Origin of the sequence: Geodermatophilus africanus (assembly GCF_900107105.1) — a bacterium.
Taxonomy (GTDB): Bacteria; Actinomycetota; Actinomycetes; order Mycobacteriales; family Geodermatophilaceae; genus Geodermatophilus; species Geodermatophilus africanus.
Map to the genome: position 1 here is coordinate 411,666 of NZ_FNOT01000004.1, position 21,110 is coordinate 432,775.

The following is a 21,110-nucleotide window of genomic DNA, read 5'->3' on the forward strand; positions in this document are numbered from 1 at the left end:
TACATTGGCGCCCGATGTCTCCCGACGCCCCCGACCGCGCCCGGGTCCTCGCGAAGCTGGCCGCGACGATCGTCCTCGCCGGTGCCCTGGTCGCCGGCATGCTGCTGCCCTTCGTGGGCGGCACCGGCCTCGCCGCGCGCAACTCGGCCTCGCTGCTCGACGCCCTGCCGGTCGAGCTGACCGACGAGACGCCGACGGGCAACACCCGCGTGCTGGCCGCCGACGGGTCGCTGATCACGAACTTCTACCGCGACAACCGGTCGCCGGTGCCCTCCGACCGGATCGCCCCGGTCATGAAGCAGGCGCTGGTCGCGATCGAGGACTCCCGCTTCGAGGAGCACAACGGCCTCGACGTGCAGGGCACGCTGCGGGCGCTGGCGACCAACGTGGCGGCCGGTTCGGTGCAGGAGGGTGGTTCGACGCTCACCCAGCAGCTGGTCAAGCAGACCCTCGCGCAGACCGCCGACACCGCCGAGGAGCGGCAGGCGGCCACCGAGGAGAGCGTGGGCCGCAAGCTGCGGGAGGCGCGGATGGCCCTCGCGCTGGAGGAGGAGTACTCCAAGGACGAGATCCTCACCCGCTACCTCAACCTCGTGTACTTCGGTCAGGGCGCCTACGGCGTGCAGGCCGCGGCACAGCGCTACTTCAGCGTCGACGCCGCCGACCTCACCCTGCCGCAGGCGGCCATGCTCGCCGGCCTGGTGCAGAGCCCGTCCAACGACGACCCGGTCACCAACCCGGAGAACGCCGTCAACCGCCGCAACCAGGTGCTGCAGCGGATGCTGGACCTCGGCCAGATCGATCAGGCCCAGTTCGTCGAGGTCTCGGCGCAGCCGGTGCAGGTCGCCCAGGGCGCCGCCCCGCCCAACGGCTGCATCGACGCCACCGTCGGCGGCTTCTTCTGCGCCTACCTGGCCGACCACCTCACCCGCACGCTCGGCCTGAGCCAGGAGCTCATCGACAACGGCGGCCTGACGATCCAGACGACGCTGCGGCCGGACCTGCAGCGCTCCGGTGACCAGGCGGTCCTGCGCGAACTGGCCATGGGTGACTCGCTGGCCGGCACGTTCACCGCCGTCGAGCCGGGCACCGGCCACGTGCTGGCGATGAGCGCCAACCGCCGCTTCGGCTGCGACGGCCCCGAGTGCGAGTCGGTGAACCTCAACGTCGTCCCCGGGCAGGGCTCCGGCTCCACCTACAAGGTCTTCACCGCGGCCGCCGCGCTCGAGCAGGGCCTTCCGATCTCGCACGTCATCACGGCGAGCGAGCCCTACGTCTCGCGCGTGTACAAGGACGGCGCCGGGCGCTACGACGTCGAGAACGTCGGCAACAGCTACCCCCGGACGCTGTCGATGTCCGAGGCCCTGGTGCGCTCGTCCAACACGTACTTCCTGGCCCTCGAGGACCAGCTGGGCAGCGTGGAGGGCCCGGTGCGGGCAGCCGAGCGGATGGGCCTGTTCCAGTTCAACGACCCGGGGCTGCCGCAGCAGATCATCGACGAGAACCGGGGGTCGTTCACCTTCGGCCCCGAGTCGACCAGCCCCCTCGCCCTCGCCAGCGCCTATTCCACGCTGGCGGCCGACGGCACCCAGTGCGACCCGACTCCGGTGACCGCCGTGCTCGACCGCAACGGCGACCCGCTCACGGGCGAGGACGGCCGGCCGGTCGTCACCGGCGACACGTGCACGCCCGGTGCGGTGCCGACCGAGGTCGCGACGACCCTCAACCAGGTGCTGGTCGGCGACACCGTGTCGCCCTTCGGCACCGGCCGCAACGCCGCCATCCCCGGACACGACATCGCCGGCAAGACCGGCACCAGCCAGGACAACCTCTCGGTGGCGTTCGTGGGCTACACGCCGCAGTACACGGCGAGCGTGATGGTCTACAACCCCAAGGAACGCGAGCAGGTCCGCGGCTTCGGCGGCGGGATGCCGGCGACGATCTTCTACCACGCGATGGCGCCGATCCTGGCCGGGCAGCCGGCGGTGCCGTTCACCGCACCCGCGCCCGCCCCGGCTCCCGCACCGGCGGCTCCGGCGGTGGCCCAGCCGGCGGCGGACGCCGCGGCCGCGCCGTCCCCGGCGCCCGCCGACCCCGCTGCCGACCCGGCCGCCGTCGCGCCGGTGCCGGTCGACCCGGCCGCCCAGCCGCCGGCGGCCCCGGTCGACCCGGCAGCCGGCGCCGTGGCCGGCGACACCGGGGCGGACCGGGACGGCCGGGACGACCGCACCGGCGGCTGAGCCCGGCTGCCGACACCGGCGGTGTCACCTCCCGCGACGCCCCGTCCCCGTGTCGGGGGGACGCGGCCGGACGTCGAGGGCGCCCTGGCGGATCAGCTCGGCCCGCACCCGCTCGGCCATCCGCCGGTGGGTCCCGGCGCGCTCCCGCAGGATCGCGGCGAGGTGGGGGCTGCGGCACCGCCCGGCCCGCTCGTCCAGCACCCGGGCGGTCTCCAGGTGCACGGCGAACCGGCGCAGCAGGTCGAGGATCTCCCGACGGGACGTGAACGACGGCCGGCGTGGTGACGACCCCCCACCGGGTGCTCCGGGGAGCCGGGACGGACTGCTGCCGACGGCGCCGCGCACGGTCACGGTCGCCACCTCCTCGCGATCGGCGATGGCCTGTCACCGGAGGAGACGCGCCCGGGGTGCGGGGATGACGCGGGCCGTGTCGTTCAGGAGCCGGGGCCGCGCCGCGCCATGTCGTAGCTGGCCAGGACCTCGACGAGGAAGTCCGACGCCGACCGGGCGATGAGGGGCGCCTCGGCGGCCGGGCTGTCCCGGAGCACCTCGGCGAGGACGTCGTGGTGGACCTGGACGACCTCGAGCAGGCTCCGGCCGTCGGCCAGGGCACCGCGCCCCAGCTGGTAGCCGCCGTGCAGCGCGGACTCCTCGTGCCACGACAGGTACCGCAGGAGCGCGGCCCGGTAGTCCCGGAGCAGGGTCTCGCGGGCCGTCATCGCCGCGGCGCCGGCGGTGCCGCGGCGTAGGTGTCCAGCTCGGCCAGGCCCTCCTCCAGGTCCAGTGCGGTGACCACCCGGCCGGTGTCCATGCCGAGCTCCACCATGGCGAACGCGACGTCCGGCTGGATCCCGACGATCACGGTCACCGCTCCGCGCAGCCGGGCCATCTCGCCGATGTCGCGCAGCGTCCGGGACGCGAAGGAGTCCAGGACGTCGAGTGCGGCCACGTCGATGACGACCCCGCGCGCACGGTCGGAGCCGATCCGTTCCACGAGGTCCTGCTGGAACCGCACCAGCTGCGAGTCGTCCAGGGCGGTGTGGATCGACGCGATCAGGTACGGGCCCTGCCGCAGGATCGAGAAGAGCCGCGGGCCACCGTTCACGGACCACCGTTCCCGTCCTCGCGGGACACCGCGTACCCCAGGAGCCGCTCGGCTTCCTCGAGGCCGCCCTGCAGGTCGCCGATGGTGTTCATCTTCGACAGGTCGACACCGATGGTGACCAACGTCTGGGCGATCTCCGGGGACAGCCCCGTGATGATCACGCTGGCGCCCATCAGCCGCGAGGCGTCGACCGTCCGCACCAGGTGGTTGGCGACGGACTCGTCGACGTCCGGGACGCCGGTGATGTCGACGACGACGACCTTCGCCCGGTGCGTGCGGATGCCACCGAGCAGCTGCACGGTCAGCTGTCGCGCGCGCTCCCGGTCCAGGACCCCGATGATCGGCAGGATCAGCAGCCGCTCGCGGACCGGCAGCACCGGGGTCGAGAGCTCGCGGATGGAGTCCTGCTGCTGTCGGATGACCCGCTCGCGCTCCTCGACGAAGCTGACGGCCACGGTGTTGGCGATGCGGTTGGCGGCCGGCTCGTAGGCGTCGAGCACGCGGTTCAGCAACGCGAAGTCGCGCTGGTACTTCTCGAACAGCGACCGGGCCAGGACGTCGCGCAGCAGGAGCACGATGCCGACGACCTCGTGGGTCTCCACGCCGCGCGGGATGATCCGCTCGGACAGGTCGCGGGCGTAGTGCTGCAGTGCCTCCACGCTGCCGGTCTCCAGGACCTCGACGTAGTTGTCGTAGACCAGCGTGGTCTCGGCGGACATCTCCTGGGCGGTCATCGCCTGCAGGAGGTGTGCCTGCTGGATGCGGCCGACCCACTCCTGACGGAGCCGGGTGCGGTGCTCGCGCAGGTGCGCCACCAGTTGCGGGAGGAGGGTGTCCCCGTCGAGATCGCCTGTGGCGCCCGTCGGAGCCACGGTCAGGCTCGGGTCCTCGTACCTGGTCATGCCTCTCCCCGCCACTTCGTCATCGTCACCGTCGTGCCGCGGCCGGTCTCGGAGACCACCGCGAACTCGTCCATCAGCCGTCGGGCGCCCGGCAGCCCCAAGCCGAGCCCCCGGTAGGTGCTGTAGCCGTCCTGCAGCGCCTGGTCCACGTCGGGGATCCCCGGGCCGGCGTCGCGGGCGACGAAGGAGATCCCCGTCCGGGGCTCGTGCAGCTCCGTCACGACGACCTCGCCGGAGTCCGCGAAGCGCACGATGTTGCGGGCGATCTCCGACACCGCCGTCGCGATCAGCGTGACGTCGGTGGCGGAGAACCCCAGCCGGGTGGCGATCTCACGAGCGGCCTGCCGGGCGGCGACGACGTCGGCGTCGACCCGGACGGCGACCCGCACGGCGTCGTCCCGGGATCGTCCCCGTCCCACCAGGGGCTCGGACAGCCGCGCGCACAGGTCGCACTCCAGCAGGTGGCGGGCGGCGTCGACCTCGCGCTGGCGACGGCGGTCGCCGCTGGAGATGGCCAGCAGCACGGGGCGGCAGCGCTCCGTCGGCGGCTCCACCCGCTCGGAGACGAGCAGGTACTCCACCCGCAGCCGGGCCCGGGTGCGGTTGAGCTGGGCGGCCACCGCGCCGGCGGTGGACCCGAGCTCGGCCGCCAGGGACCGGGTGTCCTGGCCGGCGACCTCGTGGGCGAGCAGCGTCGCCCGCTCGCGGTCCGACAGCCGGGTCAGGGCCTCCGAGACGGCGGCGCGGTCCTCGCGGGCGAGGACGCCCTCGTCGGGCGCCTCGGACGGCCGCAGGTCGACCACGCGGTGCTGGTGCCGTCGCTGCCGGTCCTGGTCCCGCCACATCGAGGTGACGACGTTGCGCGCCGTGACGATCGCGTAGGGCTCGAGCATCCCCGGCTCCACCCGGCCGGCGGCGGCGAGGACCCGGGTCAGGGTCTCCTGGACCAGGTCGTCGGCTGTCGCCGGGTCCGGGACGCGGGACGCGACGATCCGGCGGACCAGCGGGATGAGCGCTGCGACGTCTGCAGACCCGCGGTCCCCTCCCGGGGTCGCCGCCGGCTCGACGGCCGCCATCCGCGAGACGGTACGCCCGGCAGCCCCCTCCGGGCCCGCCGACCGCACCGCCCGTCCTCCCGGACGCCTCCACGCCCCGCGCATGACGGCGGGAGCCGAGCGGTCCTGCTGACGCGCCAGTCGCCGGGGCTCCGCTCCGACCAGCGGAGACACCAGGACGGCGACCGGGTGGAGCCGCCCGGCGGCACTCGTCAGCCGCTCCGGAGGACGACGTCTTCACCCGTGCAGGGCCGCACTCCTCCGGCGAGCAACGCCGGGACGGCCCACGAGCAAGGGGGCTCCCCGTGATGAACGCATGGGCGCGCAAGGCCGTCGTCCCCGTCTTCGCCGGCGCGGCGATCGTCGCCGCCGCGACGCCGGCTGCCGCGCAGCCGGAACAAGACGGCCTGGTCAACGTCACCGTGGGCTGACGATCCTCGAGGACGTGCGGGTCGCTCCGGCCGCACAGGTCGCGGCCCAGGTCTGCGGTGTGCAGGTCGGGCCCGTCGCCGTCCTCGGCCGAGCGGTGGACCGCGACGGGGAGGCGAGGACGCTCTGCGAGAGCGACGAGGGACCCGTGACCATCAGGCAGAACGGCTGAGGACCCCGGCCGGCGGGCCCCTGACCCGGTCCGCCGGCCGGCCGAGCCGGCCCCCGCTCCCCCCGGCCCCGTCCCGAGGCTCGCCCCGAGCTCGCGAGGGGTGAGGAGGACGGGGTCCTGCTTCAGCCCAGCTGGCGACGGACCTCGGCGGCCACCCGGCCGCCCTCGGCCCGGCCGGCGACCTCCTGCTGCACCGCTCCCATGACCCGGCCCATGTCCTGCATGCCGCTGGCACCGGTTCGGGTGACGACGTCGGCCACCAGCGCGGCGAGGTCCGCGTCCGCCAGCTGTGCGGGCAGGTAGGCGGCGACCACGTCCCCCTCCGCCCGCTCCCGGTCGGCCTGCTCGCTGCGGCCGGCGGTGGCGAAGGCGTCGGCGGCCTCCCGGCGCTTCTTGGCCTCGCGGCGCAGCACCGCCTGCACCTCGTCGTCGCCGAGCTCGCGGGCCTCCTTGCCGGCCACCTCCTCGGCGCTGACCGCGGCGAGCACCATCCGCAGCGTGGCGGTGCGCAGCTCGTCCCGGGCCTTCATCGCGGTGGTCAGGTCGGCGCGCAGCTGTTCCTTGAGGTCGGACACGGGCCGTAGCCTCGCACGGCGCTCTCCGGCGGCGCGCCCGTAATCTGGGCTGTCGTGCGCCCGACCACAGTCCTCCCCGCCGCCGTCCTCGGGTCGGCGACCGCGGGGATCGCCTACGCCTCCCTCTACGAGCGCAACCGCTGGACGCTGCGCCGCTTCGACGTCCCGGTCCTGGCGCCCGGGTCGGCGCCGCTGCGCGTGCTGCACCTGTCCGACCTGCACATGACCGCCGGGCAGCGGTCCAAGCAGGAGTGGGTGGCCTCGCTGGCCGAGCTCGAGCCGGACCTGGTGGTCGACACCGGCGACAACCTGGCCGGGATGGACGCCGTCCCGGGGACGCTCCGGGCGCTGGAGCCGTTGCTGGACCTGCCCGGCGTGTTCGTCATGGCGAGCAACGACTACTACGCGCCCCGGCCGAAGAACCCGCTCAAGTACTTCAAGCGGGATCACGAGCGGGTGCACGGCGACGAGCTCCCCTGGCGGGACCTCCGCGACGCCATGGCCGCCCGCGGTTGGCTGGACCTCACCAACGCCCGCGGCGAGCTCGTCGTCGGCGGGCGGCGGATCGCCTTCGCCGGCGTCGACGACTCGCACCTCGGGCGGGACCGCTACGACCTCGTCGCAGGCCCCGCCGACCCGGCCGCGGACCTGCGCATCGGGCTGGCCCACTCCCCCGAGCCACGGGTGCTCGACCGCTTCGCCGGCGACGGCTCCGACCTGCTGCTGTGCGGGCACACCCACGGTGGTCAGCTGCGGGTGCCCTTCTACGGAGCGCTGGTGACCAACTGCGGCATCGACCGCGACCGGGTCCGCTGGCTGCACCGCTGGTCCGAGCCGTCGGCGGCCAGCCCGCACGGCACCTGGCTGCACGTCTCCGCCGGTCTCGGCACCAGCCCCTACGCGCCGTACCGCTTCGCCTGCCCGCCCGAGGCGACGCTCCTCACCCTCACCGCCCGCCAGGGCTCACCGGCGGCGACCACCGCGACCGCCCGTCGGACCTGAAGAAGGACCCCTCTGCCCCCCACTGCTCGCGAGCTCGCAGCGGGACCCTGCAGAGGGGCCGCGGGGAGCAGGAAGGTACAGTGGTCGCCGCAGGCCTCGGGGTGTGGCGCAGCTTGGTAGCGCGCGTCGTTCGGGACGACGAGGTCGCAGGTTCAAATCCTGTCACCCCGACCCTGCTCAGGGGCCGCCGCGAGGCGGCCCCTGAGTCGTCCCGGGGGCGGTGTGCCGGGTCATGGGTTGGCGGTGACCCCATCCGGGCACCGTGCCTCCCGATGACCGAGTGGTTGCTCCTCCTCGCCGCCGTGCTCCTGACGGCACTGACCGGCTTCTTCGTGGCCGCCGAGTTCTCCCTGACCACGGTCGACCGCGGGCGGGCCGAGCAGGCCGCGGTGGCCGGGGACCGCGGGGCTCACGGCGTCCTCGCGGCGCTGCGCACGCTGTCCACCCAGCTCTCCGCCGCCCAGCTCGGTATCACGATCACCACGTTGGTCGTCGGCTACCTGGCCGAGCCCGCGCTGGGCCAGCTGCTGCGCGGCCCGCTGGAGGCGGCCGACCTGCCCGCCGGGTGGGTGACCGGCCTCTCCTACGGCCTGGCGCTGGCGCTGGCCACCACGCTGCAGATGCTGATCGGCGAGCTGGGCCCCAAGAACCTGGCCATCGCCCGACCGCTGCCGGTCGCCGCCGCCGTGGCCCCCGGGATGCGGGCGTTCACCCGGGTCGCCGGCGTCGTCGTGCACGGGCTGCAGGGCGTGGCCAACGCGATCGTCCGGCGGCTGGGCTTCGAGCCCCGCGAGGAGCTGGAGTCCGCCCGCGGGGCCGACGAGCTGGCCGCGGTGGCCCGCCGCTCGGCCGAGGAGGGCGACCTCTCACCGCGGGCGGCCCGCCTGCTGGAACGCTCGCTCGCGCTGCGCGACAAGGTCGCCGCCGACGTCATGACCCCGCGCACGCGGATGTGGGCGCTGCGCGCCGACGCCACCGCCGCCGACGTCCTCGCCGCGGCGGTCGCCTCCGGCAGCTCCCGGTTCCCGCTCTACGGCGCGGGCCTCGACGAGGTCACCGGGCTGGTGCACGTCAAGCACGCCGTCGCGGTCCCCGAGGACCGCCGGGACGACGTCCCGGCCGAGGAGCTGGCCGTGCCGATCCTCACCGTGCCGTCGCTGCTGCGGGTGGAGCGGCTGCTGGACCTGCTCCGCGAGGAGGGCCTGCAGATCGCCCTGGTCGTCGACGAGTGGGGTGCGACGCACGGCGTCGTGACGCTGGAGGACATCGTGGAGGAGGTCGTCGGCGAGATCGCCGACGAGACCGACCGCCCGCTGCGGCTGCTGCGCCGGGTCGACCCGCGGACCTGGCTGCTGTCGGGCCTGCTGCGCCCCGACGAGGTGCGCGAGCGGACGGGGGTCCCGGTGCCCGAGGGCCGTTACGAGACGCTGGGCGGCTACCTCGCCGAACAGCTGCAGCGGCTGCCGGAGGCCGGGGACACGGTGCCGGTCGAGGGCGGCGAGCTCACGGTGGAGACCGTCGAGGGACGGCGGGTGGCGCGAGTGCGGGCCCGGATGCGCGAGGGGTACGCGTCGGGGGCGACCGCCGTCCGGCTCGTCGAGGACGACGAGAAGGAGCCCGCAGCGTGAGCGACGTCCTCAGCCTGCTCGTGCTGGTGGCGCTGCTGCTGGGCAACGCCTTCTTCGTGGCCGCCGAGTTCGCGCTGGTCACCGCCCGGCCCGACCAGCTGGAGCCACGGGCCGCGGCCGGCTCGGCGCGGGCCCGGACGACCATCCGGGCGATGCGCAACGTCTCCGCCATGATGGCCGGCGCCCAGCTGGGCATCACGCTGTGCTCGCTGGGCCTGGGGGCGGTCGGCGAGCCCGCGGTGGCGCACCTCATCGAGGCGCCGATGGCCGCCGTCGGCGTCCCGGAGGGGCTGCTGCACCCGATCGCGCTGGTCATCGCGCTCTCGATCGTGACCGTGCTGCACATGGTGCTCGGCGAGATGGTGCCCAAGAACATCACCATCGCCGGGCCCGACCGCGCCGCGCTGGTGCTCGGTCCGCCGCTCGCGGCGTTCGTCCGGCTGCTCGGGCCGGTGATCCGGCTGTTCAACGCGGCGGCGAACGGGCTGGTCCGGCTGGCCGGCGTGCAGCCCACCGACGAGGTGGCGGCCAGCTTCGATGAGGCCGAGATCCGGTCGATGATCAACCAGTCGCGGCGCGAGGGGCGGCTGGGCAGCGAGGTCGGCGAACTGGCCGCGGGGGCGCTGACCTTCGACCGGGACGAGCTGGAGTCGGTGCTGCTCCCCCTCGACCGCCTGGTCACCGTGCCCCGCTCGACGACGCCCCGGCAGCTGGAGGCCGTCGTCGCCGAGCACGGCTACAGCCGCTACCCGATCCGGGACGACGACGGCGAGCTGCTCGGTTACGTGCACGTCAAGGACGTCCTCGGCGTCGACGCCGCGGCCCGCGACCTGCCGATCGCCGACGAGCTCGTCATCGGCCTCATCCCGCTGGCCCCCGGCTCGACGCTCCCCGACGTGCTCAGCGCGATGCGGGACGCCGGTGCGCACCTGGGCCGGGTGGTCGACGGCGGGCGCACCGTCGGCCTGGTCGCGCTGGAGGACGTCCTCGAGCGGCTCATCGGCGACATCCGCGACGCGGCCGCCGAGACCTCCCGCCGGCTCGGGGACCCGGCCCGGGGCGGTGCGGAGGCCGGTGCCGGAGCCGGGGGAAGATGAGACGGTGACGGCCGAGTCCACCACCCCCGCCCTCTCCCCCGAGGTCACCGCCCGCTGGCAGGCCCGCTTCCGGGCGCCTCGGGTGAGCCTGCCCGACTGGGCGCTGGAGGCCCCCGACCGCAACCTGTACGCCTCCGACGTCAGCGGCGTCGTCGAGCAGTACGCGTGGGACCGCACCACCGACGTCCACCGGCAGGCGACCGACCGGGCCAACGGCACGCTGATCGGCACCCTGAGCCCGGACGGCGAGACGATCTGGTGGTTCGCCGACACCGACGGCGACGAGTTCGGCGTCTGGATGACCCAGCCCTTCGCCGGCGGGGACGACCGCGTCGCCGTCCCCGAGGTCGGGCCGGCCTACCCGGCGGGCCTGGAGGTCGGCCGCTCGGTGGTCGCCATGGGCCGCTCCACCGACGACGGCTCGGAGCTGTGGCTGGCGCCCTCCGGCGGCGCGCCGCGGGTGGTCTACCGGCACGAGGACCCGGCCTCGGTCGACGCGCTCACCCACGACGAGGACCTGCTGGTCGTCTCGCACTCCGAGCACGGCGACCCGCGCTACCCCGCGCTGCGGGTGCTGCGGACCGAGGACGACGCCGTGGTCGCCGAGAAGTGGGACGGCGAGGGCCGCGGCCTGCACGCGCTGGAGTTCGCGCCGCTGCCCGGCGACCGGCGGCTGCTGGTCGGTCACGAGCGGCGCGGCCGCGAGGAGCTGCTCGTGTGGGACGTCGGCGGCGACACCGAGACCGAGATCGTGCTCGACCTGCCCGGCGACGTGACCGCCGGCTGGTACCCCGACGGCTCCGCGCTGCTGGTCGGCCACGACCACGCCGCGCGCAGCGAGCTGTACCGCTACGACCTGGCCAGCGGCGCGCTGGAGCGGCTGGACACCCCGCGCGGCGTCGTCCGCGGGGCCACCGCCCGCCCGGACGGCGCGGTGGAGCTGGCGTGGTCGAACTCCGAGCGGCCGCCGGTGATCCGGCGGGCCGACGGTCCGGTCGTGCTGGCCGCCCCCGGCGAGGAGCCGCCGGCCGCCTACCCGGTCGAGGACCGCTGGGTGCCCGGCCCGGGCGGTGACGTGCACGCGCTGGTGGTGCGGCCGACCGGCCCGCCTCCGTACGCGACGGCGTTCCTCGTGCACGGCGGCCCGGAGGCGGCCGACGACGACTCCTACCGCGCCCGCCGCGCGGCCTACGTCGACGCCGGGTACGCCGTGGTGCACGTGAACTACCGCGGGTCGACCGGCTACGGCAGCGCCTGGCGGGACGCGCTCACCGGCCGGCCGGGGCTCACCGAGCTCGAGGACGTCGCCGCGGTCTACGACGCGCTGGCCGAGGAGGGCTTCCTCGACCCGTCGCGGGCGCTGATCTCGGGCGGCTCGTGGGGCGGGTTCCTCACCCTGCTGGGCCTGGGCACCCAGCCGGAGCGCTGGGCCGCCGGCATCGCCGAGGTGCCGGTGGCCGACTACCTGGCCGCGTACGAGGACGAGATGGAGGGCCTGCGGGCCTACGACCGGGCGCTGTTCGGCGGCTCACCGGAGGAGGTGCGCGACGTGTACGTGCGCTCCTCGCCGATCACCTACGCGCAGGACGTCGCCGCGCCGGTGCTCGTCGTCGCCGGCGCGAACGACCCGCGCTGCCCGATCCGGCAGATCGACAACTACCTGGTGCGGCTGGCGGAGCTGGGCAAGCCGCACGAGGTGTACCGCTTCGACGCCGGCCACGGCTCGCTGGTCATCGAGGAGACCATCCGCCAGGTCGAGGTCGCGTTGGACTTCGCCCTGCGCCACGTCAAGCCCTGACACTGTCGGCCTACCGGCCGACACCGCGGCCACGTGCCGTCCCCGACACGCGCTGAGCTCGGCCATCCACCCGGCCGGGAGGCCTCCGGCCCCCGCGTCCGGGCGAATCCGGCTACCTGCGTCTCGCCGCGATCAACTCCGCGATCTGGACGGTGTTCAGCGCGGCGCCCTTGCGCAGGTTGTCGTTGCTCACGAACAGCGCCAGGCCGCGGTCGCCGTCGACACCCGGGTCCTGCCGGATGCGGCCGACGTAGCTCGGGTCGCGGCCGGCCGCCTGCAGCGGCGTGGGGACGGTGGTGAGCTCCACGCCCGGCGCGGCCGACAGCAGCTCGGTGGCCCGCTCGACGGTGAGCTCACGCTCGAATTCCAGGTTCAGCGACAGCGAGTGACCGGTGAAGACCGGCACGCGCACGCAGGTCCCCGACACCCGCAGGTCGGGGATGTCGAGGATCTTGCGGCTCTCGTTGCGGAGCTTCTGCTCCTCGTCGGTCTCGGACGTGCCGTCGTCGACCAGCGAGCCGGCCATCGGCAGCACGTTGAACGCGATCGGCCGCACGTACTTGACCGGCTCCGGGAAGGGCACCGCCGACCCGTCGTGGGTGAGCTCCGCGGCCTTGTCGACGACCGCCTTCACCTGGGTGTCGAGCTCCTCGACGCCGGCCAGGCCGCTGCCGGAGACCGCCTGGTAGGTGCTGGCCACGACGCGGACCAGCCGGGCCTCGTCGTGCAGCGGCTTGAGCACCGGCATCGCGGCCATCGTGGTGCAGTTCGGGTTGGCGATGATGCCCTTGCGCACGTCGGCGAGGGCGTGCGGGTTGACCTCGGCGACCACCAGCGGGACGTCGGGGTCGCGGCGCCAGGCCGAGCTGTTGTCGATGACGGTCACGCCGGCCTCGGCGAACCGCGGCGCCTGCACCCGTGAGGTGGAGGCACCGGCCGAGAAGATCGCGATGTCGAGCCCGGTGGGGTCGGCGGTCGCGGCGTCCTCGACGGTGATCTCGCCGTCGGCCCACGGCAGGGTGCTGCCGGCGGAGCGGGCGGAGGCGAAGAAGCGCAGCTCGCCGATGGGAAAGCCGCGCTCGGCGAGCAGCGTGCGCACCACGGCACCGACCTGGCCGGTGGCGCCGACGACGCCGACGCGCAGCCCGTCGCTGGAGCCGTGCCCACTCGACAGCGTGCTCATCGTCCCGTCCCTCCGTAGACGACCGCCTGCGCCTCGTCGGTGCCGAGGTCGAAGGCGTCGTGCACCGCGCGGACGGCGACGTCCACGTCGGTGTCCCGGCACACCACGGAGATGCGGATCTCCGAGGTGCTGATCAGCTCCAGGTTGACACCGGCGTCGGCCAGCGCGCCGAAGAAGCGCGCTGACACGCCTGGGTGGGAGCGCATGCCCGCCCCGACCAGCGACACCTTGCCGATGTGCTGGTCGAAGGTGACGTCGGTGTAGCCGACGGTGTTCTTGACCTTCTCCAGCGCGGCGAGGGCCGCCGGCCCGTCGCTCTTGGGCAGCGTGAAGGAGATGTCGGCGAGCTTGCTGGCCTCCGTCGACACGTTCTGCACGATCATGTCGACGTTGACCTCGGCCTCGGCGAGCACGCGGAACAGCTGCGCGGCCTCACCCGGCCGGTCCGGCACCCCGAAGACGGTGATCTTGCCCTCGGAGCGGTCGTGCGCGACGCCGGTGATGATCGCCTGTTCCACCGTGAGGTCCTCCATCGAGCCGGTCACCGTGGTGCCGGAGAGCTGGGAGTAGGAGCTGCGGACGTGCACCGGGATGCCGTAGCGGCGGGCGTACTCGACGCAGCGGAGCACGAGCACCTTCGCCCCGGAGGCGGCGAGCTCGAGCATCTCCTCGTAGGTGATGGTGTCGAGCCGCCGGGCGTTCGGGACGATGCGCGGGTCGGCGGTGAACACGCCGTCGACGTCGGTGTAGATCTCGCAGACGTCGGCCCGCAGCGCCGCGGCGACGGCCACGGCGGTGGTGTCGGACCCGCCGCGGCCGAGCGTGGTGACGTCCTTGGTGTCCTGGCTGACGCCCTGGAACCCGGCGACGATCACGATCGAGCCCTCGTCGAGGGCGTTGCGCAGCCGGCCCGGCGTGACGTCGATGATCCGCGCCTTGCCGTGGCTCGAGGTCGTGATCACCCCGGCCTGGGAACCGGTGAACGACCGGGCCTCGTAGCCGTGGGTGTTGATCGCGATCGCCAGCAGGGCCATGGAGATGCGCTCGCCCGCGGTGAGCAGCATGTCCAGCTCGCGGCCGGCCGGCTGGTCGGTGATCTGCGCGGCCTGGTCGAGCAGCTCGTCGGTCGTGTCACCCATCGCGGAGACCACGACGACGACGTCGTCGCCGTTCTCCTTGGCCGCCACGATCCGCTCGGCGACGCGCTTGATGTGCGCTGCGGAGGCGACGGACGAGCCGCCGTACTTCTGGACGACGAGGGCCACGGGTCCACAGGCTACCGAGGCTCCCGCGACGACCGTGGTTGCGTCCCCCTTCGCGGAGCGCTGTGATCACCCGGTGGACGACGTCGAGCGCTGGTTGCTGACCGCCGAGGAGCGCGGCAACCCGACGACGTCCCTGCCCCCGTACACCGAGGGCAACCTCGTCGAGCCGCTCGTGCACGGCGTCACCTACTTCGACCGGCTGGTCGAGTGCGTCGAGCGTCTGGACGCCGGCGACCACTTGTTCTTCACCGACTGGCGGGGCGACCCCGACGAGCAGCTGCGCCCGGGCGGCCCGACCGTCGCCCAGTTGTTCACCGACGCGGTGCGCCGCGGCGTCTGCGTGCGTGGGTTGGTCTGGCGTTCGCACGTGGACTGGATGTCGTTCAGCGCGCACGAGAACCGAGCACTGGACGACGAGGTCGAGCACGGCGGCGGCGAGGTGATCCTCGACCAGCGGGTGCGCCGCGGCGGCAGCCACCACCAGAAGCTCGTCGTCTGCCGGCACGACCAGGACCCGACCCGGGACGTCGCCTTCGTCGGCGGGATCGACCTGTGCCACAGCCGCCGGGACGACGCCGAGCACCGGGGTGACCCGCAGTCCCTGGCGATGTCCGTGGCATACGGGGACACTCCGCCGTGGCACGACGTCCAGCTGCTGCTGCGCGGGCCGACGGTTGGCGTCCTGGACACCGTGTTCCGCGAGCGTTGGGACGACCCGACCAACGCCGACTCCGGCAACCCGATCGCGTGGGTGCTCGACCGGCTGCGCGGCGCCCGCCTGGACCCCGACCCGCTGCCGCCGCAGCTGCCGCCGCCGCCGCCGTGCGGTCCGCACGTGGTACAGAACCTGCGGACCTACCCGGCGATCCGGCCGCCCTACGACTTCGCGCCGCGTGGCGAGCGGTCGGTGGCCCGCGGGTACTCCAAGGCGATCAAGCAGGCCCGCCGGCTGGTGTACCTGGAGGACCAGTACATGTGGTCGGCCGACATCGCCCGCCTGTTCGCGAGAGCCCTGGCCGAGAACCCGGGTCTGCACCTGGTCGTCGTGGTGCCGCGGGTGCCCGACCAGGACGGCGCGATCGCCGAGCGGTCGCAGTACGTCGGCCGGTGGCAGGCGCTGGAGATGTGCCGGCGGGCCGGACGCGGCCGGGTGCACGTCTTCGACGTGGAGAACCACGAGGGGACGCCGGTCTACGTGCACGCCAAGGTCTGCGTGGTCGACGACGTCTGGGCCAGCGTGGGCAGCGACAACTTCAACCGCCGCTCCTGGACCCACGACAGCGAGCTCTCCTCGGCCGTGCTGGACACGACCCGGGACCCGCGCGAGCCCCGCGACCCGGCCGGCACCGGCGACGGCGCCCGCACCCTCGCCCGCGACCTGCGCCTGGAGCTGGCCCGCGAGCACCTGGACCGGGCGGCCGACGGCAGCGAGGACGACGACCTGATCGACCCCGCGGAGTTCGTGCGGACGCTGGAGTCCTCGGCCGCCGACCTCGACGCCTGGTACTCCGGTGGCTGCCGCGGCCCGCGCCCGCGAGGCCGGCTCCGCGAGCACCGGCCCCCGCGGCTGTCGCTGCCCACGCGGCTGTGGGCGACGCCGGTCTACCGCCTGGTCGACGACCCCGACGGCCGCCCGCTGCGCATGCGGCTGCGCAAGGCGTTCTGACCTGCACCACCCGGATCTGCAGCGGGGCAGGGAGGCCCACCCGCACCTCGTCCTCCCGGAACCTCCACCCCTGCTTCGCACTGTGAGCAGGGGTGGAGGGAGCGCTCTCCCCCTGCTTCGCACTGTGAGCAGGGGTCGAGGAGGACTCACCCGCTGCTCCCCCCTGTGAGCAGAGGGAGAGGTTGCGGAGGAACACCCCTGACCCGGCTCCCCCCGGCCAGGACCCGTCCACAGGTTCGGCCGGCGGGGCCCACACGTGCAGTCCCCACCGCACCATGTCCCCCGTGGCGGACGGCTTCGACCTGGGCAGGGTGCTGCGGCGCATCCGGCGCACCGCCGACGTGTCACAACGCGAACTGGCCGCGGCGGCCGGGCTGAGCGCGTCGGCCGTGGGACACGCCGAGGCGGGCACCCGGGACCTGCCCTCGCGCGCCCTCGCGCGGGCGGCCGGGCTGGCCGGGTTGCGGCTGGCCCTGCTCGACGCGGACGGGCGGGAGGTGACCGGCATGGACCCCGACGGCGCCCGGGACGCGACCCGGCGCCGGTTGCCCGCCCACCTCGACACCCAGCACACCGACGAGGTCGCCGACCGGTGGGCGCACCGCCCGGGTCGGGAGCAGCCGTGGTTCACCTTCGGCCTCGACCGGGCCGCGCGGGACCGCCAGCGGGCGCGGGCGGGGACGCCGGAGGACCACGACGTCCCCGTCCCCGGGGACTCGCCGGCCGAGCGGCGCAACCGGCGGCGGGAGGCGGCGCGCTGACGTGCCGCAGAGCGACGCCGGCGCCGGCGCGCGACCCTCGGGTGGCCGGCCGACGAGGACCTGACCTGCACCTGTCCGCCGGCGTGCGACGAGGTCGACGACGGCTCGGGCCCGCCCAGGCACGCCGCGGCCTGTGCGTGTGGCTGCGACCTCGGCTGACGCGCTGCTACCGTGGCGGTGTGCGCGGCAGCCTCCTGCTTACCCGCCGCGGCGAGGCCCTCTCCTAGGTCGGCCCCCTCGCCGCGGAGACCTGTCGTGCCGAGTGCGTTCCCGGCGCCTGCTGACCGCCCCACCCGGAGCTGCGTCCAGCCCGCGCCCAGAGGAGCGAGAACCCCGTGAGCAGGAACCTGAGCGAGAACCACCCGCACGTCCGGCACCCGCAGCAGCCGTCGCGGATGCCGATCTCCCGCTACGCCCCCTTCACGCCGATCGTGCTGCCCGACCGCACGTGGCCGGAGGCGGTCACCATCGAGGCCCCGCGCTGGTGCGCCGTCGACCTGCGTGACGGCAACCAGGCGCTGATCGACCCGATGACGCCCGACCGCAAGCGGCGGATGTTCGAGCTGCTGGTCCGGATGGGCTACAAGGAGATCGAGGTCGGCTTCCCGGCGGCCAGCCAGACCGACTTCGACTTCGTCCGCCAGCTCATCGAGGACGACCTGGTACCCGACGACGTCACCATCCAGGTGCTGACGCAGGCCCGCGACGAGCTGATCGAGCGCACCTTCGAGTCCCTGCGCGGCGCGAAGCAGGCGATCGTCCACCTGTACAACTCGACGTCCACGCTGCAGCGGCGCGTCGTGTTCGGCTCCGACCGCGCCGGCATCGTTGACATCGCCGTCCACGGCGCGCAGGTCGTCCGCAAGCTGGCCGAGCAGGCCGGCGACACCGACATCCGCTACCAGTACTCCCCCGAGTCCTTCACCGGCACCGAGCTGGACTTCGCCGTCGAGGTCTGCAACGCCGTCACCGACGTCTGGGAGCCCACGCCCGACCGGCCGACGATCATCAACCTGCCGGCGACGGTCGAGATGGCCGAGCCGACCGTCTACGCCGACCAGATCGAGTGGATGCACCGCAACCTGGGCCGGCGTGACGCCGTCGTCCTGTCGCTGCACCCGCACAACGACCGGGGCACCGCCGTCGCCGCCGCCGAGCTGGGCCACCGGGCCGGCGCCGACCGCATCGAGGGTTGCCTGTTCGGCAACGGCGAGCGCACCGGCAACGTCGACCTGGTCACCCTCGGGCTGAACCTGTTCAGCCAGGGCATCGACCCGCAGATCGACTTCTCCGACATCGACGAGATCCGCCGCACCGTCGAGTACTGCAACCAGCTGGGCGTGCACGAGCGGCACCCCTACGGCGGCGACCTGGTCTACACCGCCTTCTCCGGCTCGCACCAGGACGCGATCAACAAGGGCTTCACGGCGCTCGAGGCCGACGCGCAGGCGGCCGGGAAGCCGGTCGCGGAGATGCCGTGGGCGGTGCCCTACCTGCCCATCGACCCCAAGGACGTCGGTCGCAGCTACGAGGCCGTGATCCGGGTGAACAGCCAGTCCGGCAAGGGCGGCGTCGCCTACATCATGAAGACCGAGAACCAGCTGGACCTGCCGCGCCGGCTGCAGATCGAGTTCAGCGGCGTCGTCCAGCGGCACACCGACGACGAGGGCGGCGAGGTGACCGCCCAGCAGATGTGGGCGGCCTTCTCCAACGAGTACCTGCCCGACCCCGACGCCCCGTGGGGCCGCTTCTCCCTGACCGGCCACCGGCACCGGGCGCACGGCGACACCGTCGACGAGATGGTGGTCGAACTCGTCGACCACGGCGTCCCGGCGACGATCGAGGGCCGCGGCAACGGACCGATCGCCGCGTTCGTCGACGCACTGCACTCGGTGGACGTCGACGTCCGGGTGCTCGACTACGCCGAGCACGCCATGTCCGCCGGTGGGGACGCGAAGGCCGCCGCCTACGTCGAGTGCGCGGTCGGCGACCGCGTGCTGTGGGGTGTGGGCATCGACCCGAACATCGTCACCGCGTCGCTGCGGGCGGTCGTCTCGGCGGTGAACCGGGCGCAGCGCTGAGGACGGACGGGGCGGGGCGTCCGACGACGCCCCGCCCCGCGTCCGGTCGAGTCATCATCGGGCGGTGGCACAGCTGACCCCGTATCTCGCCGTGCGCGACGCCCGCGCCGCGATGTCCTGGTACGCCGAGGCGCTGGGCGCCCACGTCGTCGGCGAGCCGTACGTGATGGACGACGACCGCATCGGGCACACCGAGCTGGACGTCGGCGGGGCCACGCTCTACCTCGCCGACGAGTACCCCGAGCTGGGGCTGGCCGCACCGGATCCGGGGCGAGTCAGCGTCACGCTGCACCTGACCGTGTCCGACGTCGACGCCGCCGTCGACCGGGCCGCCGCGTGCGGTGCTGCCGTGGAGCGGCCGCCGTCCGACACCGACCACGGCCGCACCGGCGTCGTCGTTGACCCCTTCGGCCACCGCTGGCTGCTGCAGACCCCGGCGTCGGCCGACCCGCAGCCGCGTCCCCCGGTGCGCCCCGGCGACGCGGTGTACCTGACGCTGCGCGTGCCCGACGGCGCCCGCGCCCGCGACTTCTACGAGTCGGTGCTCGGCTGGACGTCGGTGCCCGGGCGGGTCGCCGACGGCTGGCAGGTGGACGGCGTGGTGCCGATGGTCGGCATCGGCGGTGGGGACGGCGAGGTCGGCACCGTGCCCGCCTACGCGGTCGACGACATCGAGGTCGCCGTCGCCGCGGTCCGGACCGCCGGCGGGCAGGCCGGCGAGGTCACCGACCGACCCCACGGCCGGACGGCGGAGTGCCGGGACGATCAGGGACTGCGCTTCTGGCTGGCCCAGCCGGCCTGAGAGGACCCGAGTGGCTCAGCCCGCTGAACCGCGTCCGGGCCGCTCTGGTGGGGCGTCACCGGGCTCGTCACCGCGGTACCGCTCGTCCTGGTGACCACGCCCGCCGTACTCGTCGACCAGGAGCAGGTCGCGGCGCACGTGCCGGCGGCGGTACGCGACCCGGCTGATCAGGTGCGCGCTGACCGGTGCGGTCAGCAGCTGGAAGGCCGCCACGAGCAGCAGCATCCAGGCGTTGGCCCACCCGTCGAGCCGGATCGCCGCGCCCACCATCACCAGCAGCACGCCGAGGACCTGCGGCTTGGTGCCGGCGTGCATCCGGGACAGCACGTCGGGGAACCGCACGAGGCCCAGCCCGGCGGTCAGGCACAGCGCGGCGCCGGCCAGCAGGCAGGCGAAGGCCACGACCTCGGACACGGTGCTCACCGCTCCACTCCGGACTCCCGCTCCTCGGCGGCGACCGGCAGGCCGAGGTCCCGGCCGTCCCCGGTGCTCGAGCGCAGCAGCATGCCACCGACGTAGCGGGCCACCGACACCGAGCCGACGAAGGCCAGCAGCGCCACGACGACCAGCACCGGCACCAGCGTCGGGTCCTGCACCAGCGCGACGTGCACGGCCAGGCCCGCCGAGATGATGACCAGCAGCGTGTCCGTCGCCACCACCCGGTCCAGCAGCGAGGGACCGCGCGCCAGCCGCACGAGGGCCAGCAGCGCTCCCCCGCCGATCAGGGCGTACAGCGCGAACTCCACGACCGTCACGACGCCGGCACCTCGTCCCTCCGGTGGCCGTCGAGCGCCGCGAGGTCCGCGGCCGAGCCGAACGCCTGCACCAGCCGCCGCTCGACCACCAGGACGTGCGCCTTCTTGCGCTCCACCTCGTCGTGGTCGCGGACGGGCAGCAGGTGCAGGGTCATCACCCGCTGCTCGCGGTCCAGGTCGAGCACCAGCGAGCCGGGCACCAGGGAGGTCGCCTCGGCGACCATCGTCAGGATCAGGTCGGAGTCCGCGCGCAGCTGCACCTGCACGATCGCCGTCCGGTGCACCCCGCCCGGGCGCACGGCCTGCCAGGCGACCTCGGCCCCGGACGCGAACAGGTCGACGACGAAGTGGCCGAGGAAGACCAGCAGCGGCAGCGGCCGCACCCGGGCGCCGCCGACCACGTGCGGCAGCGGCAACAGCGTCAGGACGGTCAGCGCCACGAGCAGGCCGGAGAGCAGGTTCGCCCAGGACCAGGTGCCCCACAGCAGCATCCAGACCAGCACCAGCCAGGCGACCAGCGGCACCTGGTGGCGCAGCCGGGTGGCGGCGGGCTCGACGGTCACGGAGTCTCCTCGCTGGCGCTCGTCGACTCGG

The 21,110-nt window shown here is 74.1% G+C and carries 22 protein-coding genes and 1 tRNA gene; 12 read left to right on the forward strand and 11 right to left on the reverse strand.

Annotation, left to right across the window (positions count from 1 at the left end):
- The first annotated feature begins 14 nt into the window (after positions 1 to 14).
- Positions 15 to 2,240, forward strand: coding sequence for a transglycosylase domain-containing protein (locus tag BLW63_RS09775; protein WP_091154449.1), 2,226 nt, complete (start codon positions 15 to 17; stop codon positions 2,238 to 2,240).
- 24 nt (positions 2,241 to 2,264) lie between these two features.
- Here the strand turns inward: BLW63_RS09775 and BLW63_RS09780 are convergent, their stop codons facing one another.
- From BLW63_RS09780 to BLW63_RS09800, 5 genes are all read right to left on the reverse strand, one after another.
- Entirely contained in the window at positions 2,265 to 2,591 is a 327-nt protein-coding gene (locus BLW63_RS09780) for a ferritin family protein (RefSeq protein ID WP_170856714.1), read from the reverse strand.
- A gap of 83 nt (positions 2,592 to 2,674) precedes the next feature.
- On the reverse strand, positions 2,675 to 2,959 hold the full coding sequence (locus tag BLW63_RS09785) for a phosphatase RsbU N-terminal domain-containing protein (protein WP_091154458.1): 285 nt from the start codon (positions 2,957 to 2,959) through the stop codon (positions 2,675 to 2,677).
- Positions 2,956 to 3,345 carry an STAS domain-containing protein gene (locus BLW63_RS09790; protein WP_091154460.1) on the reverse strand — a complete coding sequence of 130 codons (390 nt, stop codon included), beginning with the start codon at positions 3,343 to 3,345 and terminating at the stop codon, positions 2,956 to 2,958. Before BLW63_RS09790 ends, BLW63_RS09785 begins: the two co-directional genes overlap by 4 nt.
- Positions 3,342 to 4,247: an STAS domain-containing protein gene (locus BLW63_RS09795; RefSeq protein ID WP_244522472.1), complete on the reverse strand. Its 906-nt coding sequence runs from the start codon at positions 4,245 to 4,247 to the stop codon at positions 3,342 to 3,344. Before BLW63_RS09795 ends, BLW63_RS09790 begins: the two co-directional genes overlap by 4 nt.
- Entirely contained in the window at positions 4,244 to 5,323 is a 1,080-nt protein-coding gene (locus BLW63_RS09800) for a sigma-70 family RNA polymerase sigma factor (protein WP_091154907.1), read from the reverse strand. Before BLW63_RS09800 ends, BLW63_RS09795 begins: the two co-directional genes overlap by 4 nt.
- A gap of 287 nt (positions 5,324 to 5,610) precedes the next feature.
- On the opposite strand from BLW63_RS09800, the gene BLW63_RS28550 reads away from it, so the two are divergent.
- Positions 5,611 to 5,733: a hypothetical protein gene (locus tag BLW63_RS28550; protein WP_280140507.1), complete on the forward strand. Its 123-nt coding sequence runs from the start codon at positions 5,611 to 5,613 to the stop codon at positions 5,731 to 5,733.
- Positions 5,734 to 5,747: 14 nt separating this feature from the next.
- The gene (locus BLW63_RS27320; RefSeq protein WP_211517063.1) at positions 5,748 to 5,903 is read left to right on the forward strand and encodes a hypothetical protein; all 156 of its coding nucleotides are present in this window, start codon (positions 5,748 to 5,750) and stop codon (positions 5,901 to 5,903) included.
- Positions 5,904 to 6,025: 122 nt separating this feature from the next.
- Here the strand turns inward: BLW63_RS27320 and BLW63_RS09810 are convergent, their stop codons facing one another.
- Entirely contained in the window at positions 6,026 to 6,478 is a 453-nt protein-coding gene (locus BLW63_RS09810; protein ID WP_091154463.1) for a GatB/YqeY domain-containing protein, read from the reverse strand.
- Positions 6,479 to 6,532: 54 nt separating this feature from the next.
- Here BLW63_RS09810 and BLW63_RS09815 point away from each other — a divergent pair, with 54 nt between their 5' ends.
- The 5 genes from BLW63_RS09815 (at position 6,533) to BLW63_RS09835 (ending at position 12,003) form a co-directional block, all read left to right on the forward strand.
- On the forward strand, positions 6,533 to 7,480 hold the full coding sequence (locus BLW63_RS09815; protein ID WP_091154467.1) for a metallophosphoesterase: 948 nt from the start codon (positions 6,533 to 6,535) through the stop codon (positions 7,478 to 7,480).
- Between the two features lie 97 nt (positions 7,481 to 7,577).
- Positions 7,578 to 7,651: transfer RNA gene (locus BLW63_RS09820), tRNA-Pro, on the forward strand.
- Between the two features lie 101 nt (positions 7,652 to 7,752).
- Positions 7,753 to 9,108, forward strand: a complete 1,356-nt coding sequence (locus BLW63_RS09825) for a hemolysin family protein (RefSeq protein ID WP_091154471.1) — start codon at positions 7,753 to 7,755, stop codon at positions 9,106 to 9,108.
- Positions 9,105 to 10,205 (forward strand): hemolysin family protein, encoded by a 1,101-nt coding sequence (locus BLW63_RS09830; protein ID WP_091154474.1) that lies wholly within the window; start codon positions 9,105 to 9,107, stop codon positions 10,203 to 10,205. Before BLW63_RS09825 ends, BLW63_RS09830 begins: the two co-directional genes overlap by 4 nt.
- Positions 10,206 to 10,209: 4 nt before the next feature.
- Positions 10,210 to 12,003, forward strand: coding sequence for a S9 family peptidase (locus tag BLW63_RS09835; protein ID WP_091154477.1), 1,794 nt, complete (start codon positions 10,210 to 10,212; stop codon positions 12,001 to 12,003).
- Positions 12,004 to 12,115: 112 nt separating this feature from the next.
- Here BLW63_RS09835 and BLW63_RS09840 read toward each other — a convergent pair whose 3' ends face one another.
- Together BLW63_RS09840 and BLW63_RS09845 are read right to left on the reverse strand one after the other, a co-directional pair.
- On the reverse strand, positions 12,116 to 13,186 hold the full coding sequence (locus BLW63_RS09840) for an aspartate-semialdehyde dehydrogenase (RefSeq protein ID WP_091154481.1): 1,071 nt from the start codon (positions 13,184 to 13,186) through the stop codon (positions 12,116 to 12,118).
- The gene (locus tag BLW63_RS09845; RefSeq protein ID WP_091154485.1) at positions 13,183 to 14,451 is read right to left on the reverse strand and encodes an aspartate kinase; all 1,269 of its coding nucleotides are present in this window, start codon (positions 14,449 to 14,451) and stop codon (positions 13,183 to 13,185) included. Before BLW63_RS09845 ends, BLW63_RS09840 begins: the two co-directional genes overlap by 4 nt.
- A gap of 73 nt (positions 14,452 to 14,524) precedes the next feature.
- Between BLW63_RS09845 and BLW63_RS09850 the strand changes: the two genes are divergently transcribed.
- The 4 genes from BLW63_RS09850 to BLW63_RS09865 all read left to right on the forward strand — a co-directional run bounded on the left by BLW63_RS09850 (position 14,525) and on the right by BLW63_RS09865 (position 19,761).
- Positions 14,525 to 16,117 (forward strand): phospholipase D family protein, encoded by a 1,593-nt coding sequence (locus BLW63_RS09850; RefSeq protein WP_091154488.1) that lies wholly within the window; start codon positions 14,525 to 14,527, stop codon positions 16,115 to 16,117.
- A gap of 284 nt (positions 16,118 to 16,401) precedes the next feature.
- Positions 16,402 to 16,878, forward strand: coding sequence for a helix-turn-helix domain-containing protein (locus BLW63_RS09855; protein WP_170856715.1), 477 nt, complete (start codon positions 16,402 to 16,404; stop codon positions 16,876 to 16,878).
- A 335-nt stretch (positions 16,879 to 17,213) separates the two neighbouring features.
- Positions 17,214 to 18,959, forward strand: coding sequence for a 2-isopropylmalate synthase (gene leuA / locus BLW63_RS09860; protein ID WP_244522473.1), 1,746 nt, complete (start codon positions 17,214 to 17,216; stop codon positions 18,957 to 18,959).
- A 64-nt stretch (positions 18,960 to 19,023) separates the two neighbouring features.
- Positions 19,024 to 19,761, forward strand: coding sequence for a VOC family protein (locus tag BLW63_RS09865; protein WP_091154496.1), 738 nt, complete (start codon positions 19,024 to 19,026; stop codon positions 19,759 to 19,761).
- Between the two features lie 15 nt (positions 19,762 to 19,776).
- Here BLW63_RS09865 and mnhG read toward each other — a convergent pair whose 3' ends face one another.
- The 3 genes from mnhG to BLW63_RS09880 are packed head-to-tail and all read right to left on the reverse strand — an operon-like array spanning position 19,777 to position 21,079.
- Positions 19,777 to 20,184 (reverse strand): monovalent cation/H(+) antiporter subunit G, encoded by a 408-nt coding sequence (gene mnhG, locus BLW63_RS09870; RefSeq protein WP_091154500.1) that lies wholly within the window; start codon positions 20,182 to 20,184, stop codon positions 19,777 to 19,779.
- Entirely contained in the window at positions 20,181 to 20,516 is a 336-nt protein-coding gene (locus tag BLW63_RS09875) for an MrpF/PhaF family protein (RefSeq protein WP_091154504.1), read from the reverse strand. Before BLW63_RS09875 ends, mnhG begins: the two co-directional genes overlap by 4 nt.
- Positions 20,513 to 21,079 (reverse strand): Na+/H+ antiporter subunit E, encoded by a 567-nt coding sequence (locus tag BLW63_RS09880; protein WP_091154509.1) that lies wholly within the window; start codon positions 21,077 to 21,079, stop codon positions 20,513 to 20,515. Before BLW63_RS09880 ends, BLW63_RS09875 begins: the two co-directional genes overlap by 4 nt.
- Positions 21,080 to 21,110: the final 31 nt, after the last annotated feature.